The 14,297-nt window shown below is 66.4% G+C and carries 13 protein-coding genes; 9 read left to right on the top strand and 4 right to left on the bottom strand.

Features of this window, described 5'->3' with window-relative positions:
* Positions 1-104: 104 nt before the first annotated feature.
* Positions 105-1,358, top strand: coding sequence for a cytochrome P450 (locus tag MRY80_RS13500; protein ID WP_293291546.1), 1,254 nt, complete (start codon positions 105-107; stop codon positions 1,356-1,358).
* Positions 1,359-1,367: 9 nt separating this feature from the next.
* On the opposite strand, the gene MRY80_RS13495 is transcribed toward MRY80_RS13500, so the two are convergent.
* A complete protein-coding gene (locus MRY80_RS13495; RefSeq protein WP_293291545.1) occupies positions 1,368-1,856 on the bottom strand; it encodes a MarR family transcriptional regulator in 489 nt (162 codons plus the stop codon).
* A gap of 152 nt (positions 1,857-2,008) precedes the next feature.
* On the opposite strand from MRY80_RS13495, the gene MRY80_RS13490 reads away from it, so the two are divergent.
* The 8 genes from MRY80_RS13490 to MRY80_RS13455 are packed head-to-tail and all read left to right on the top strand — an operon-like array spanning position 2,009 to position 10,337.
* Complete coding sequence (locus MRY80_RS13490) at positions 2,009-2,965, top strand: PDR/VanB family oxidoreductase (RefSeq protein ID WP_293291544.1); 957 nt, start codon at positions 2,009-2,011, stop codon at positions 2,963-2,965.
* Positions 2,966-2,975: 10 nt separating this feature from the next.
* Positions 2,976-4,331: an aromatic ring-hydroxylating dioxygenase subunit alpha gene (locus MRY80_RS13485; RefSeq protein ID WP_293291543.1), complete on the top strand. Its 1,356-nt coding sequence runs from the start codon at positions 2,976-2,978 to the stop codon at positions 4,329-4,331.
* Positions 4,328-4,807, top strand: a complete 480-nt coding sequence (locus MRY80_RS13480; RefSeq protein WP_293291542.1) for an aromatic-ring-hydroxylating dioxygenase subunit beta — start codon at positions 4,328-4,330, stop codon at positions 4,805-4,807. The genes MRY80_RS13485 and MRY80_RS13480 overlap by 4 nt, the downstream gene beginning before the upstream one ends.
* Complete coding sequence (locus tag MRY80_RS13475; protein WP_293291541.1) at positions 4,804-6,429, top strand: AMP-binding protein; 1,626 nt, start codon at positions 4,804-4,806, stop codon at positions 6,427-6,429. The genes MRY80_RS13480 and MRY80_RS13475 overlap by 4 nt, the downstream gene beginning before the upstream one ends.
* A complete protein-coding gene (locus MRY80_RS13470; protein WP_293291540.1) occupies positions 6,426-7,595 on the top strand; it encodes a thiolase family protein in 1,170 nt (389 codons plus the stop codon). The genes MRY80_RS13475 and MRY80_RS13470 overlap by 4 nt, the downstream gene beginning before the upstream one ends.
* The gene (locus MRY80_RS13465) at positions 7,592-8,839 is read left to right on the top strand and encodes an SDR family NAD(P)-dependent oxidoreductase (protein ID WP_293291539.1); all 1,248 of its coding nucleotides are present in this window, start codon (positions 7,592-7,594) and stop codon (positions 8,837-8,839) included. The genes MRY80_RS13470 and MRY80_RS13465 overlap by 4 nt, the downstream gene beginning before the upstream one ends.
* Positions 8,836-9,615, top strand: coding sequence for a cyclase family protein (locus tag MRY80_RS13460; RefSeq protein ID WP_293291538.1), 780 nt, complete (start codon positions 8,836-8,838; stop codon positions 9,613-9,615). The genes MRY80_RS13465 and MRY80_RS13460 overlap by 4 nt, the downstream gene beginning before the upstream one ends.
* Positions 9,612-10,337 (top strand): SDR family oxidoreductase, encoded by a 726-nt coding sequence (locus MRY80_RS13455; protein WP_293291537.1) that lies wholly within the window; start codon positions 9,612-9,614, stop codon positions 10,335-10,337. The genes MRY80_RS13460 and MRY80_RS13455 overlap by 4 nt, the downstream gene beginning before the upstream one ends.
* 9 nt (positions 10,338-10,346) lie before the next feature.
* Here the strand turns inward: MRY80_RS13455 and MRY80_RS13450 are convergent, their stop codons facing one another.
* The 3 genes from MRY80_RS13450 to ilvD are packed head-to-tail and all read right to left on the bottom strand — an operon-like array spanning position 10,347 to position 14,217.
* Positions 10,347-11,993, bottom strand: a complete 1,647-nt coding sequence (locus MRY80_RS13450; RefSeq protein WP_293291536.1) for an aromatic amino acid ammonia-lyase — start codon at positions 11,991-11,993, stop codon at positions 10,347-10,349.
* 47 nt (positions 11,994-12,040) lie between these two features.
* Positions 12,041-12,517, bottom strand: coding sequence for a GFA family protein (locus MRY80_RS13445; protein ID WP_293291535.1), 477 nt, complete (start codon positions 12,515-12,517; stop codon positions 12,041-12,043).
* Positions 12,514-14,217 carry a dihydroxy-acid dehydratase gene (gene ilvD, locus MRY80_RS13440; RefSeq protein ID WP_293291534.1) on the bottom strand — a complete coding sequence of 568 codons (1,704 nt, stop codon included), beginning with the start codon at positions 14,215-14,217 and terminating at the stop codon, positions 12,514-12,516. Before ilvD ends, MRY80_RS13445 begins: the two co-directional genes overlap by 4 nt.
* Between the last annotated feature and the right edge of the window lie 80 nt (positions 14,218-14,297).

The raw sequence follows: 14,297 nt of genomic DNA, 5'->3' as shown, positions 1-14,297 counted from the left end.
ACTCCTTGCGCCGCACAATCATATGCTTTTTCATGTATTCACAGAACCGTGGGTTTGTGAACATATTTTTTTCAGGTGATGCGCCGTGACGCAGGGAGAGAGCAATGGGTGTTCGTGCTGAGATTGAGCCGGTGACGGCGGAGACCGTGCAGGCCTTCGATCTGGAGGCGCCGCCGCCCGGCTTCGTCGACGATCCGTTTCCCTTCTACGCGGCGTTGCTTGCCCATGCGCCCGTGCTGCGCCAGCCGAACGGATCGGTCCTGCTCAGCCGATACGCCGATCTCGACCGGATCTATCGCGACACCAAGCTCTACTCGTCCGACAAGAAGGCGGCGTTCGCGCCGAAATTCGGAGCGGGATCGCCGCTGTTCGAGCATCACACGACATCGCTCGTCTTCAACGATCCGCCGCTGCACACGCGCGTGCGCAAGATCATGACGTCGGCGCTCACGCCGCGCGCGATCGCGAAGATGGAGCCGGGTCTGACGGAGACGGTCGACCATCTGCTCGACACGATGCGCCTTCGCGCGGAAGAGGGAGAGACCGTCGATCTGATCGAGGATTTCGCTTCGTCGATTCCCATCCAGGTGATCGGCAACCTGCTCGACGTGCCGATGGACGAACGCGGTCCCTTGCGCGAATGGTCGCTGGTGATCCTCGGCGCGCTGGAACCGTCGCTCACGCCGGAGCAATTGAAGCGGGGCCAGGAGGCCGTCACCGAGTTCAAGACCTATCTGGAGGATCTGGTCGCCCGCCGGCGCGCCAGGCCCGGCAACCCGGAAACGGATGTGCTGACGCGATTGATCAATGGCGACGGCGCCGACGAGAAGCTCTCCGAGATCGAATTGCTGCAGAACTGCATCTTCATCCTCAATGCCGGGCATGAGACGACGACGAATCTCATCGGCAACGGCCTTGCGGCGCTGAACGATCATCCGGGCGAGAAGGCGCGCCTGATCGGCAACCCGGAAATCATAACCTCCGCCGTCGAGGAGTTCCTTCGGTTCTCCTCGCCCAACCAGTTGGGCAATCGCGAGACGACGGCGCCGATCGAGATCGATGGCATGGAAATCGCGACCGGCACGAATTTGCATCTGTGCATCGGCGCCGCCAACCGCGATCCGGCCCAGTTCGAGGACCCTGACCGTCTCGACCTGACGCGCCGGCCGAACCGGCATCTGGCGTTTGCGGGCGGGCCGCATGTCTGTGTCGGGCTGACATTGGCGCGCATGGAAGGGCGTATCGCGATCGGACGCTTCCTCGACCGCTTCCCGGATTTCCAGATCGCGGATGGTCGCGTGCCGGGCGGGCGCATGCGGTTTCGCGGCTACGCCAGGCTGCCCGCGAGGCTCATCTGAGGCGGGCCTCTACTTCTCGCCCTCGCTCGGCGGCGAAAGGCGCTCGATCAGCGAACTGAGCGCCAGCTTGATGCGCGCGCCGTCGCCGCCCTCCAGCATCTGCAGCAGTTTCTGCTCGTGGTCGCGGGCGTCGGCGACCAGCCGCTCGGCCAGCGCACGGCCTTCGTCGGTGAGATAGACGCGCACGCGGCGGCGATCCTCGGGGTCGCCCTGACGGCGGATCAGCCCGCGTTCGCCCATCTGGATGATGATCTTGGTCAGGCGCGACTGTTCGATCAGGGCGAATCGGGCCAGCCGGGTGATCATCGCGCCGTCGCGGTCGTTCAGGCATGCGAGCACGCGCCATTCCGGCACGCGCAACCCCGCCTGACGCACATGGTCGTGAAACTGGGCGCTGGCGGCGTCGCTGGCTGCGGCCAGCAGATAGAGGAGGTAATCCGGCACGAATTCGCCGCTTTCAGCCTGGAGCACCTGTCGTTCCATGGTCTTTTCAGTCACGTTTCGCCCTTCCTCCCTCCGGCTGGCCTCTCTAGTCGGTGTGCCCGCTCTTGTTGTCAATGCGGCCGCGGCACGCCGCACGCGAAGCTTCGAAAAAATCGCTTGACCATTTTTATATGAAAAATCATATTTCGAACGGAGGAGATAATGAATTGACCACCCAGACGATGCAAGTCGCGGCGATCCGCCCTCTGACCGACAGGATCGCGGAGTTCGAATTGAAGGCCGCGGGCGGTGAGGCCCTGCCGGACTGGCAGCCGGGCGCCCATATCCGCGTGTCGCTGCCCGACGGCGGAGACCGCGCCTATTCGCTGATCGCCTTCGATGCGGCGAGGGGCAGCCAGCCCGCATGCCGTGTCGCGGTGCAGCTCGAGCCGGAAGGCGAGGGCGGTTCGCGCTTCATGCACGGCCTCAAGACGGGCGATGAACTCGCCGTCACGCCGCCGAAATGCGACTTCCCGCTGGCCGCGGACACGCCAGTAGTGCTGCTGGCCGGCGGCATCGGCATCACGCCGATGATTTCCATGGCGGCCGAACTGGCGGCGAAGGGAACGGAATTCGCCCTGCATTACGCCGGCCGCTCGCGCGGCGTCATGGCCTATGCCGACCGTCTGGCCGATCGGTTCGGGGACGCGCTGCATCTGCATTGCGACGACGAGCCGGAAAATGCGCTCGATCTCGATGCGCTCGTCAAGCAGCTCGGCGCCGACCGTCATCTCTACATCTGCGGCCCGCGCGGCATGATTGACGCGGCGCGTGCTGCCGCCGAAAAGGCCGGCATCGCGGCCGAACGGATCCATGTCGAACTGTTCGACAACGCGTCGTCTGCGCAGGACGGAGACGCCCCCTTCGAGGTTGAAGTCGCCTCCACGGGCGACGTCTTCACCATCCCGCCCGGCCGCACGATCATCGACGTGCTCGAAGAGGGTGGCGTCGACCTGATGTATGATTGCCAGCGCGGCGACTGCGGCATCTGCCAGACCGATGTCATCTCCGGAACGCCCGATCACCGGGACGTCGTCTTGTCGGAGGCCGAGCGCGAGGCCGGCAAGGTCATTCAAATCTGCGTCAGCCGCGCGAAATCGGCACGCCTCGTGCTGGATCTTTGAGGAGGAATTCATGGGACGCTATTCAGACAATCCCGCTGCCGTCGCCGGGCTCGTCCGCGGCAAGGAAGTGCATCGCGACGTCTATATCGATCCGGAAGTCTTCCGGCTGGAGATGAAGCACCTTTTCGCCAACAGCTGGGTCTTCGTCGGCCATGACAGCCAGACCCCGAACAAGGGCGATTATTTCACCACCCAGATCGGCGACCAGCCGGTGATCATGGTTCGCCACACCGACAACGAGATCAAGGTCCTCTACAACCGCTGCCCCCACAAGGGCACCAAGATCGCCATCGACCGGACCGGCAACACCGGCAAGTTCTTCCGATGCCCCTATCACGCATGGTCGTTCAAGACCGACGGCTGCCTGCTCGCGATCCCGCTGAAGAAGGGATACGAGAACACCGGCTTCGAGCAGGCGGAGGGCGCCAAGGGTATGCGCGCGGTCGGCGCGGTGAAGAACTATCGCGGCTTCGTCTTCGCGCGCCTCGCCGATGAAGGCATCTCGTTCGAGGCGTTCTTCGACGGCTCGCTGTCCTCGCTTGACAACATGATCGACCGGTCGCCGGCCGGTCGTCTCGAAGTGGCCGGACCGCCTTTGCGCTACATGCACAAATGCAACTGGAAGATGCTGGTCGAGAACCAGACCGACACCTGCCACCCGATGGTCGCCCATGAGAGCAGCGCCGGCACGGCGGTGAAACTCTGGGAAGAGCTCGACATGCCGGAAGGCACGCCGCTCCCGCCCGCCATGGAGATCATCGCGCCCTTCATGTCGGCCTACGAGTTCTTCGAGAAGATGGGCATCCGCACCTGGCCGAACGGCCACGGCCACACCGGCGTGCACCATTCCATCCATTCCAACTACTCCGCCATTCCCGGCTATTTCGAAGCCATGACGGAGGCCTATGGAGAGGAAAGAGCCAAGGAGATCTTGGGCGAGAACCGGCACAACACGGTCTATTTCCCCAACATCATGATCAAGGGCCCGATCCAGCAATTGCGGGTGTTCATTCCGCTTGCGGCCGACAAGACGCTGGTGGAAAGCTACATCTACCGCCTCGTTGATGCGCCGGACGAACTGACCGCCCGCACAGCCATGTACAACCGCATGATCAACGCGCCGACGTCGATCGTCGGCCATGACGACCTGGAAATGTATGAACGCGCGCAGGAGGGCCTCGCCGCCGACGGGCTCGAATGGGTCAACATGCAGCGGCTTTACGAGGACGACGAGGATTTCGACACCGAGCGGGTCGAGAACGGCACGACGGAGCGCGAGATGCGCAACCATTTCCACGCCTGGGTGAAGTTCATGACCGCCGACATGCAGCCGGCGCAGGCTGACGAGAAGGAGGCGGCGGAATGAGCGTGACCCGCGACGACCTGATCGACTTCATCTATGACGAGGCGCGCATGCTCGACGAGGGCCGGTACGACGAATGGCTGGCGCTCTGGCTGAAGGACGGCCACTACTGGATGCCGCTCGACTACAAGCAGGCCGACCCGCTCCACGTCACCTCGCTGATGTATGAGGACATCTTCATGCTCAAGCTGCGCGTCGAGCGCCTGAACGGCGCGCGCACCTTCAGCCAGAAGCCGAAGAGCCGCTGCCACCACGTGTTGTCGCGGCCCTTCGTCGACGAGATGGACGAGGTCGCCGGCCGCTACGTGACAACGACATTCATGCATTACGTCGAAACGCGGCTCGACGAGCAGTTCCTGCTGGCGCTCACCGCGCGGCACGAACTGGCGCTGGTGGACGGCAGGATCATGATCGCCAACAAGCGCGTCGACATCCTCAACTGCGATGCCGCCTTCGGCAACATTCAGCTGCTGCCATGATCGCCGACATGGTGGAAACGGTCCACGCGGCCTTCGCCGCCGCCGCTGCGCGCTGGCCGGCGCGCGAAATGCTGAACATCCTGCCGGAGACCGCCGGGATCTACGGCATCGACGCGGGAGCCCTGACCTACGAGGCCGCGGCGGGCGAGGTCGATGCGCTGGCCGCAGACCTCGAGGTTGCGGGCTACGGCGCGGGCCACCGCGTCATGCTGCTGCTCGAGAACCGTCCGGCCTTCTTCCTGTGGTGGCTGGCGCTCAACCGGCTGGGCGCCTCCGTCGTGCCGGTGAACCCGGATCTGCGCGAGGCCGAACTCACCTACATGGCCGGCCATGCCGAGCCTGTACTGGCCGTGTCCCTTCCGGCGCGCGTCGCGGATCTGCGCGCCGCCGCCGAAAAGGCCGGCATCGCGATGCCCGTCATCAGCCCCGGCGACCCGATTCCCGCACCCCGCGACAATGTCCGCATCGCCTTGCGCAACGGGCCGGCGCGCGATGCCGAGGCGGCGCTGCTCTACACCTCCGGCACCACGGGCCAGCCCAAGGGCTGCGTGCTCACCAACACCTATTTCCTGATGGCCGGGCGCTGGTATGCGGGAACGGGCGGGCTTTGCGCGCTCGGCGAGGACGGCGAGCGCATGATCACGCCGCTGCCGATCTTCCACATGAACGCCATGGCCTATTCCTTCATGGCGATGATCGCGGTGGGCGGCTGCCTGATCGTGCTGGATCGCTTCCATCCGCGCAGCTGGTGGGCGAGCGTGCGCGACAGCGGCGCGACCTGCCTGCATTATCTGGGCGTGATGCCCTCCATGCTGATGGGCGCCGACCCCTCGGCTGCGGACCGGGACCATGCCGTCCGCTTCGGCTTCGGCGCGGGCGTCGATCCGAAGCTGCACGCCGCCTTCGAGGACCGCTTCGGCTTTCCGCTGGTCGAGGCCTGGGCGATGACGGAAACAGGCGCGGGCGCGGTGATCTGCGCCAATCGCCTGCCGCGCCGGGTTGGCGAAAGCTGCCTCGGGCGGCCGGAACCGGAGCTGGAGGTCCGCATCGTCGACGAGGCTGGCAACGACACGGGCGGCGCGCCGGGTGAATTGCTCGTGCGTCATGCGGGCGACGATCCGAGGCGCGGCTTCTTCGCCGCTTACTTCAAGAATGAGGCGGCCACCGACGAAGCCTGGGAGGGCGGATGGTTCCACACCGGCGACGTGGTGCGCCGGGAATCGGACGGCTCGATGTTCTTCGTCGACCGCAAGAAGAACGTCATCCGCCGCTCCGGTGAGAACATCGCCGCCGTCGAAGTCGAAAGCACGCTGATGCGCCACCCGGCCGTGACGGCCGCCGCCGTCGCCGCCGTGCCCGACCCGGTTCGCGGCGACGAGGTGTTCGCCTGTCTCGTCGTCAACCGCGATCCGACCCCGGAACTGGCGACCGAGATCACCGGCTGGTGCCTGACGCAGCTGGCCTATTACAAGGCGCCGGGCTTCATCGCCTTCGTCGAGACATTGCCGCTGACCGCCACCCAGAAGATCCAGCGCGGTGTCTTGAAGACCCTGGCCGCCGAATTGCTGGAAGCCCCGCAAACGCTCGACCTGCGCGGCATGAAGAAGCGGAGTGCCGCATGAACCGGCGCGCCTATGACGGCGCGGTACTGACCGCACCGGTGACGATCCCCTATCAGCGCTACAGCCAGGAAACCGCCCATTGGTGGATCGCGCGCGGCCTGCGGGCGGTGCTGGACCGGGCCGGGATGAGCCCGCGCGAGCTCGACGGCTTCTCGGTCTCCAGCTTTTCGCTCTTTCCCGACACGCCGGTGGGGCTGACCCAGCATCTCGGCCTGACGATTCGCTATCTCGACACGATCCCGATGGGCGGCGCGAGCGGCGTGGCCGCGGCCAGGCGCGCGGCGCGGGCGGTGCAGGCGGGCGACGTCGATGTCGTGGCCTGCGTCGCCGGCGACGCCAACCGCATCGACAGCTTCCGCCGCCTGCTGTCGTCCTTTTCGCGCTTCTCCATGGATGCAGTCTACCCATATGGCTATGGCGGTCCGAACGCCAATTTCGCGCTTTTGACCGACGCCTACATGGCCGAATACGGTGCCACGCGAGAGGATTTCGGCCGCATCGCCGTTGCCCAGCGCGACAACGCGCTCCGCTATCCGCATGCGCTGATGAAGAAGCCGCTTACGATGGAGCAATATCTCGCGGCGCGCCCGGTGGCCGATCCGGTCGCGCTGTTCGACTGCGTCATGCCCTGTGCCGGGGCGGAGGCGTTCCTTGTCATGCGGGAAGACGAGGCCGAGCGTCGTGGCCTTGCCTTCGCCCGGCTGGATGGAACCATCGAGCGCCACAACGCCTTTCCCGACGATCCGATCCAGTTGCGCGGCGGCTGGGCGATGGATGTGGACGAACTATACGCGATGGCCGATTGCGGCCCGGACGACATCGACCTCCTGCAGACCTATGACGATTACCCTGTGATATCGATGATGCAGATGGAGGATCTGGGCTTTTGCGCCAAGGGGGAGGGACCGGCCTTCGTGCGCGCGCATGATCTCACGGTGACGGGCGATTTTCCGCACAACACGTCGGGTGGACAATTGTCGGTCGGCCAGGCAGGCGCGGCGGGGGGCTATCTCGGCCTTGTCGAGGCGCTCCGCCAGGTGACGGGCGAAGCCGGCCCGACGCAGGTGGAGGGCGCCGGACGCGCGCTCGTCTCCGGCTTCGGCATGATCAATTACGATCGCGGCGTCTGTTCGGCGGCCGCCATCATCAGCGGGGTGACGTCATGAGCACGCCGCTCGAAGCGCCGAAGAAGAAGGATCCGCAGAAGCGCAGCACGGTCCCGACCCTGCCGCCGCTCGGCCGCTCGCGCGCCGCGCTTGGGCTGACGGTCGCGGCGGCGGAGGGCCGTTTCGCCCTGCAGCACTGCGCCGAATGCGGTACCGTCCAATATCCGCCGCGCGACGCCTGCGGCCACTGCCTGTCCTGCGATCTCGTCTGGCGCGACACCGAGACAGGCGGCGTGGTGATCGCCGAGACCCGCATCCACGCGTCGCCCGATCCCTATTTCCGTGAGCGCTTGCCTTGGCGGATGGGCACGGTGAAGCTGGACGCCGGCCCGATTGCGCTGGCGCATCTGCACGGCGATGTCGCGCGCGGCGACCGTGTCCGGCTTGCGCTTCATCTCGACAAGGCCGCGCAGGGCGTGATCGTCGCTCTGCCCGTTGAAAGGACCGATGCGATGGAAGATGACCCGCTGATGCGCAGTCTCACCGCCCATCCGCGCCATCGGCGCGTTCTGATCACCGACGCCCGCGCGCCCGTGACCCTGCCGCTGATCCAGGCACTGCAGAAAGCCGGCGCTGCGCATGTCTTCGTCGGCGAGGCGGAATCATGGCGCCGCTGGCCCGGACGCGATGCGATCGCGGCGCTGGAAAACGTCTCGATCATGCCTCTCGACGTCACCGACGCCGACAGCCTGCAAAGCCTTGCCGGCGAGATCGGCGGCAAGACGGACATTCTCGTCAACACCGCGCGTTTCGTTCGGCCGGGCGGCGTGCTCGGCTCCGACACGGTGTTCGCCCGGGACGAGATGGAGGTCAATGTGCTCGGCCTGATGCGACTTGCGCAGGCCTTCGGACCCAGCATGGCGGCTCGCACGGCCGATGGCGCCAACAGTGCCGCCGCCTTCGTCAACATCCTGTCGGCCCATGCCCTCTCGCCCGATCCGGCCTTTGGCGCGTTTGCGGCGTCGCAGGCGGCGGCGCGGTCGCTGTCGCAGACCTTGCGCGCCGAGTTTCACCAGTCGGGCCTGCGCATGATGAATGTCTATGTCGGTCCGATCGACGACGAATGGCACCAGCCGCTGCCGCCGCCCAAGGTCGCGCCGCAGGCGCTGGCCCGGTCGATCGTCGAGGGGCTTGTCGAGGGACGCGAAGAGGTGTTCTGCGGCGACGTGGCCCGCGACCTGGCCGAACGCTGGCGGCATGACCCCGGCATTCTCGAACGCGAACTGACGGGAGGCGGGGCATGAGCGTTTTGACCGACATGGCGACGGCGCTGGCGAGCGGCGCAGTCAGGGTGGTCGACCTGACGCACAGGCTCGATCCCGACTTTCCGGTGATCGTCCTGCCGCCGGAATTCGGCCAGTGCGCGCGCTTCCGCATGGAAGAGGTCTCCGCCTACGATCATCGCGGGCCGGCCTGGAAGTGGCACAATCTGACACTGAACGAGCACACGGGCACGCATTTCGACGCGCCGGTGCACTGGATTTCCGGCCGTGACGTTCCGAACGGCGCTGTCGACGAGATCGCCCCGGAGAATTTCATCGGCCCCGTCGTGGTGATCGATTGTTCGCAGGGTGCCGCCGAGAACGAGGATTTCGAGCTGACGCCGGCGGTCATCGAGGCGTGGGAAGCCGAGCACGGCACGATCCCCGAGGGCGCATGGGTTCTGATGCGCACCGACTGGTCGAAGCGTGAGCCCATCGACTACCTGAACATGCGCGAGGACGGCCCGCATTCGCCCGGCCCGACACCCGAGGCGATCCAGGCGCTGCTCGCGCGCGGCATTCGCGGGTTCGGCACCGAGACCGTCGGCACCGATGCGGGGCAGGGCGCCCATTACACGCCGCCCTATCCGGCGCATTATTTCCTGCATGGCGCGGGCCGGTTCGGACTGCAATGCCTCGCCAACCTCGACCAGTTGCCGCCGACGGGCGCGCTCCTCATCGCCGCGCCGCTGAAGATCAAGGGCGGCACCGGCAGCCCGCTGCGCGTCCTCGCCCTCGTTCCGGGAGACCGATCGTGACCGACCATACCGCTCTCATCACCGGCGGCAGCAAGGGCATCGGCGCCGATCTCGGCCAGCGCCTGCTGGAGCGCGGCTACCGTGTCATCTCGCTGGCCCGCAACGTGCCCGACTGGTCGCATGAACGGCTGGAGCATGTCGCCGTCGACCTGCTCGACGCCGACGCGGTCGCCGGGGTGGCTGCCGACATCGTTGCGCGCCACGAGGTGACGCACCTGATCCACAATGCCGGGCTGATCTGGCCGAGCCTGATCGAGGAGGCGAAGCCGGAAGACATCGCCGGTCTCGCGCAACTGCATCTCGGTTCCGCGCTGACCCTCGTGCAGGCCTGCCTGCCGGCGATGAAGGCGCGCCAATTCGGCCGCGTCCTGTTCAACGGGTCACGCGCGGCGCTCGGCGTCCCGACGCGCACGGCCTATTCGGCGACGAAGGCCGGAATGGTCGGCATGGCGCGCACATGGGCGCTGGAACTGGCGCCGCATGGCATCACAGTGAATGTCGTCGCGCCCGGACCGATCCTCACCGACAATTTCTGGGGCATCATCCCGAAGGGCAGCGACCGCGAGACCGAGCTTGCCAAGCGCATCCCCGTCGGAAGGCTCGGCACCGTCGACGACGTCACCAACGCCTTCCTGTTCTTCTGCGATCCGGCCAGCAGCTTCGTCACCGGCCAGACGCTCTATGTGTGCGGCGGCGCCAGCGTCGGCAGCATGGCGCTCTGAACCGGGCCTTCAAGTCTTGCCGAAGGCCTCCAGCGCCGAGGCGATCGGGCGCACGGCTTCGATGACGGCGCCCCGCGTCGAGATCGAGGCCAGCGTGCCTTCCACCTTGTCCTGGATGAAGCCGTCGAAATCGTTCCAGACGAGACAGCGGTCGGCCTCAGGTTCGCCCTTGGCGGCGCGGCGCACGGCTTCGTAGAGCGGCACCGTCGCCGGGGACAGGATTTCGCGCGCGTCATAGCTGCCGGCATCCGCGCCGGAGCGAAGCTCGACCGCCTGCACGCCAGTGATCGCCGCCGCCGCCAGGAAATGTTCAAGGATATCAAGCTGGTCGCGGGCGATGTTCGCAGCGTTCATCGACTGCGAATTGATGTTCTGGTTGTACATTTCCGCGTGCGTCGGAAAGCGGTCGGCGACCGACTGGCCGAGGAAGGAGAGGTGGGTCATCATCTGGTTGGTGCCCACATGCAGCGACTTTAGCCCAACATTGACGCCGCCCTCCATGTTGCCGACCAGTGACGGGTTGAGACCGTTGGAGAATTCCGGCGTGATCATCAGCGCGATCTGGCTGTCGATGTGCTTGGCCATCAGCCCGATGAAATAGCGCAGCGAATCCATCGCGATCGCCGTGTATTGGGCGAGGAAATTGCCGGTGTGGAACACCTCGCCGGTTTCCGGGTCGATCAGCGGGTTGTCGTTGGCGCAATTGGCCTCGACCTCGATCTGGCGCGCGGCGGTGACGAGGCCGTCGACCACGGGCCCGAGGAATTGCGGCAGGCAGCGCAGGCCGTAGCGGTCCTGGATCAGCTTGCCGGCCCGGTGCGCGCGCTGGCCGGCCTGCTCCGAGCGAATGGCCTTCGAACCCTCGAGCAGTTCCAGCATCTGCGCCGCCGTCCACACCTGGCCCGGATGCGGCTTCATCGCATGGATAAAGGGGGCGAAACTCTGGTCCGTCGCCAGCATGGATTGGGCAAAGAGCGCGTGGACGCCGAGCGACAGGGCGACGAGATCGGTGGCGCGCGCGATCACATTGGCGGCGACGCCGGTCGAGGCGCCGGTGCCGTTGTTGAGCGCCAGCCCTTCCTTCGGTTCGAGCGGCAGCGGGTCGAGGCCGAGCCGCGTGAGCGCAGTGTGGCAGTCGAGCGTTTCACCATCCATGTCGACGATAAACGCCGGATCGAGCCCGAGCACTGAGGCGCCGATATAGGAGAGCGGCACGAGGTCGCCCGACGCGCCGATGGAGCCGCGTTGATAGACGTGCGGGTGCACGCCGGCATTCAGGAAGGCGACATAGCGTTCGATGATTTCCAGCCGGATGCCGGACGCGCCCTTCAGCAGCGAATTTGCGCGCAACAGCATGGCGGCGCGCACATCGGTGTCCGGCAGTCTGGGCCCGGTGGTCGATTTGTGCTGCCAGAGGGCGACGCGCTGCACGTCGATCAGCAGTTCCGGCCCGACATACTGGTCGGCCATGCCGCCGAACAGCGTCGTGACGCCGTAGACCTGCTCGCCGGTCTCCACGGCGCGCTGGATCACCGCGCGGGATTTTTCGATCCGGTCGAGCACCGCGGGATCGTTGGTGATCGCGACCTTGGCCCCGCGCGCCACCGCCGCGATCTGGCCGATCGCGAGGTCGGCTCCCGAAATTGTCACGGTCATCGATTCTCTCCCTTTGAAATCTGAAATCTGTGGCGCACCCTTGTGCGCTATTCGGTCATCTGCCGCCAGCGTTCCTTCAAGGCGGGCATGTCCGGCGCGTCTTCATAGAGCAAGCCGTCATCCGCGCCGAGCGTGACCCAGGGCTGGCGCGTGGCGGTGAAGATGTGCCCGGCCGGAACGAGCCACGACGTGTCGTCGAGGGTGCCCGGCTTGATCACCATGATGTCGCTGCCGACGATCTGGTGCGTGACCCGCACCCCGCAGGACGGGCAGAACGCGCATTCCATCGGCCGTCCGGACCCGCCCCTGTGGCCGAAGGTCTCGTGCGGACCGACGAGGTCCACCCCGTCGGCCTCCATCATCATCGACGAGCCGAACGCACTGCCGGACTGCCGTTGGCAGACCGTGCAGTGGCAGGCGTAATAGGTCAGCGGCGGCTTGGTGAGGCGATAGCGCAGCTTGCCGCATTGGCACCCGCCCTCGATCGGCAGCGCCGGCACGCGCACGCGGGCAGGCGCCGTCATTGGTCGGTCTCGTTCGCGGCCCGGGGCGGACGCGTCATCACCGCGCCCATATGCACCGGTTCGACCGTCCGGCGATAAACGTCGAGCAACCCGCCGGGTATCTCGACGCCGAAGCGCCCCGCGCTGTCGTCGCGTTTGGCCAGTTCCTCGGCCGCCACGTTCAGGTCGACCCGCCCGGCCTCGACATCGATCGTGATCTCGTCGCCATCCTGCAAGGCCGCCATCGGGCCGCCGGCTGCTGCTTCGGGCGAAGCCTCGCCGACCACCAGGCCGGTGTTGACCAGCCCGGACACCTGGCCTTCGGTGATCACTGCGACATCCTCGATCAGCCGGGCGCCGTCGAGGGCGAAGACCACGGCCGAGGTCAGCGCCATGCCCGGTCCGCCCCGCACGCCGAGACCGCGCAACACGAGCACCTCGCCGGGCTGGACCTCGCCGGCCTTGATGCCGGCCAGCGCCTCGTCGCGGCTGTGGTAGATGCGGGCGGGGCCCGTGTGCTTCATCTTGCGCTCGCCCGAACCGCCGAGCCGGACGATGCCGCCGCCTGGAAGAAGCGTGCCGCGCACCATGTTGATGGTCGGACGGCGCGACAGCGGCGCGTCAAGCGGGCGGATCACGTCGCCGACAGGGGCGGGCGCATCGCCGACGATCTTGCCCATCGTCTCGCCCGTCACGGTGATCGGCGCGGTGTCGAGCTTCGTTTCAAGCCGTTTCAGCACGGAAAGCGCTCCGCCGGCGGCCTCGAAGGCTTCGGTCAGCGTGTGCCCGGAGGGCCGGACGTCGGTCAGAAGCGGGATCTCATGCGCCATGTCGTGGAACATGCCGATCACGTCGACGTCGAGCCCGGCTTCCACCGCGATGCCCTGCAGATGCTTGACGCAATTGATCGAGCCTGAGACGGCCAGCACCATGCGCACCGCATTGCGAATGGCGTCGGGCGTGATGATGTCGCGCGGCTTCAGGTCGGCTTCGACCATCTCGGCGATCCGCGTTCCGGCCGCCCGGGCGTTTTCCAGCATCCGTTCGGAATCGGCCCGCACGGGCGCGGAGCCGGGCAGGCACATGCCGAGCGCTTCGCAGACCACATGCATCGAGTTCGCGGTGCCCATGCCCGCGCAGACGCCGGGCGAGCGGATCGAATTGTCGGCCATCTCGCCCAGTTCCTCGACCGTGATCCGGCCGGCTTGGACGTGGGAGGATTTGAGGAAGACCTCCTCGATGTCGACATGTTCGCCGCGCCATTCGCCGCTCGCCTGGTAGCCGCAGATCACGACGATCGTTGGAATGTTCATGCGACACGCAGCCATCAGCTGGCCGGGCGTGGTCTTGTCGCAGGAGGCAAGGCAGACCATGCCGTCAAGCTGAGCGCCTTCCACTTGGGCCTCGATGTCGTGGGCGATCAGGTCGCGCGATGGCAGGATGTAGGCCCCGCCACGGCCCGCCGAGGTCATGAAATCCGACGGCGCGGTCGTGCGCACCTCGAAGGGAATGGCTCCGGCGGCGCGAATCGCCGCCTTCACCTGCGCCGCGACACCGTCGAGATGCGAGAAGCAGATCGCCAGTTCCGACGAGGTGTTGATGACGGCGATCTTCGGTTTCTCGATGTCCTCGAGCGACAGTCCGAGCGCCCGCCAATGCGCGCGCCGTCCCGCCCAAAGCGCGGTGCCCGGCGTCAGGTTCGATCTGTAGTGTCTGGCCATGCGGCGTCTCCTCCCGGCTTGGCGGCTTTCGCAGGTTGTCCGTGCAAGCTGTTGTTTTCCTTGGGGCAGTCGTCGTAACA

Source organism: Oricola sp., from assembly GCF_022763245.1.
Classification (GTDB): domain Bacteria; phylum Pseudomonadota; class Alphaproteobacteria; order Rhizobiales; family Rhizobiaceae; genus Oricola.
Note: the sequence above shows the minus strand (reverse complement) of the source record. Positions and strands in the feature narration are given on the sequence as shown.

What these genes read in the sequence shown, in the direction of transcription:
- MRY80_RS13500 (WP_293291546.1), top strand. Translation starts at nt 105, where the DNA reads ATGGGTGTTCGTGCTGAGATTGAGCCGGTGACGGCGGAGACCGTGCAG.
- MRY80_RS13485 (WP_293291543.1), top strand. Translation starts at nt 2,976, where the DNA reads ATGGGACGCTATTCAGACAATCCCGCTGCCGTCGCCGGGCTCGTCCGC.
- MRY80_RS13480 (WP_293291542.1), top strand. Translation starts at nt 4,328, where the DNA reads ATGAGCGTGACCCGCGACGACCTGATCGACTTCATCTATGACGAGGCG.
- MRY80_RS13475 (WP_293291541.1), top strand. Translation starts at nt 4,804, where the DNA reads ATGATCGCCGACATGGTGGAAACGGTCCACGCGGCCTTCGCCGCCGCC.
- MRY80_RS13470 (WP_293291540.1), top strand. Translation starts at nt 6,426, where the DNA reads ATGAACCGGCGCGCCTATGACGGCGCGGTACTGACCGCACCGGTGACG.
- MRY80_RS13465 (WP_293291539.1), top strand. Translation starts at nt 7,592, where the DNA reads ATGAGCACGCCGCTCGAAGCGCCGAAGAAGAAGGATCCGCAGAAGCGC.
- MRY80_RS13460 (WP_293291538.1), top strand. Translation starts at nt 8,836, where the DNA reads ATGAGCGTTTTGACCGACATGGCGACGGCGCTGGCGAGCGGCGCAGTC.
- MRY80_RS13450 (WP_293291536.1), bottom strand. Translation starts at nt 11,993, where the DNA reads ATGACCGTGACAATTTCGGGAGCCGACCTCGCGATCGGCCAGATCGCG.
- MRY80_RS13445 (WP_293291535.1), bottom strand. Translation starts at nt 12,517, where the DNA reads ATGACGGCGCCTGCCCGCGTGCGCGTGCCGGCGCTGCCGATCGAGGGC.
- ilvD (WP_293291534.1), bottom strand. Translation starts at nt 14,217, where the DNA reads ATGGCCAGACACTACAGATCGAACCTGACGCCGGGCACCGCGCTTTGG.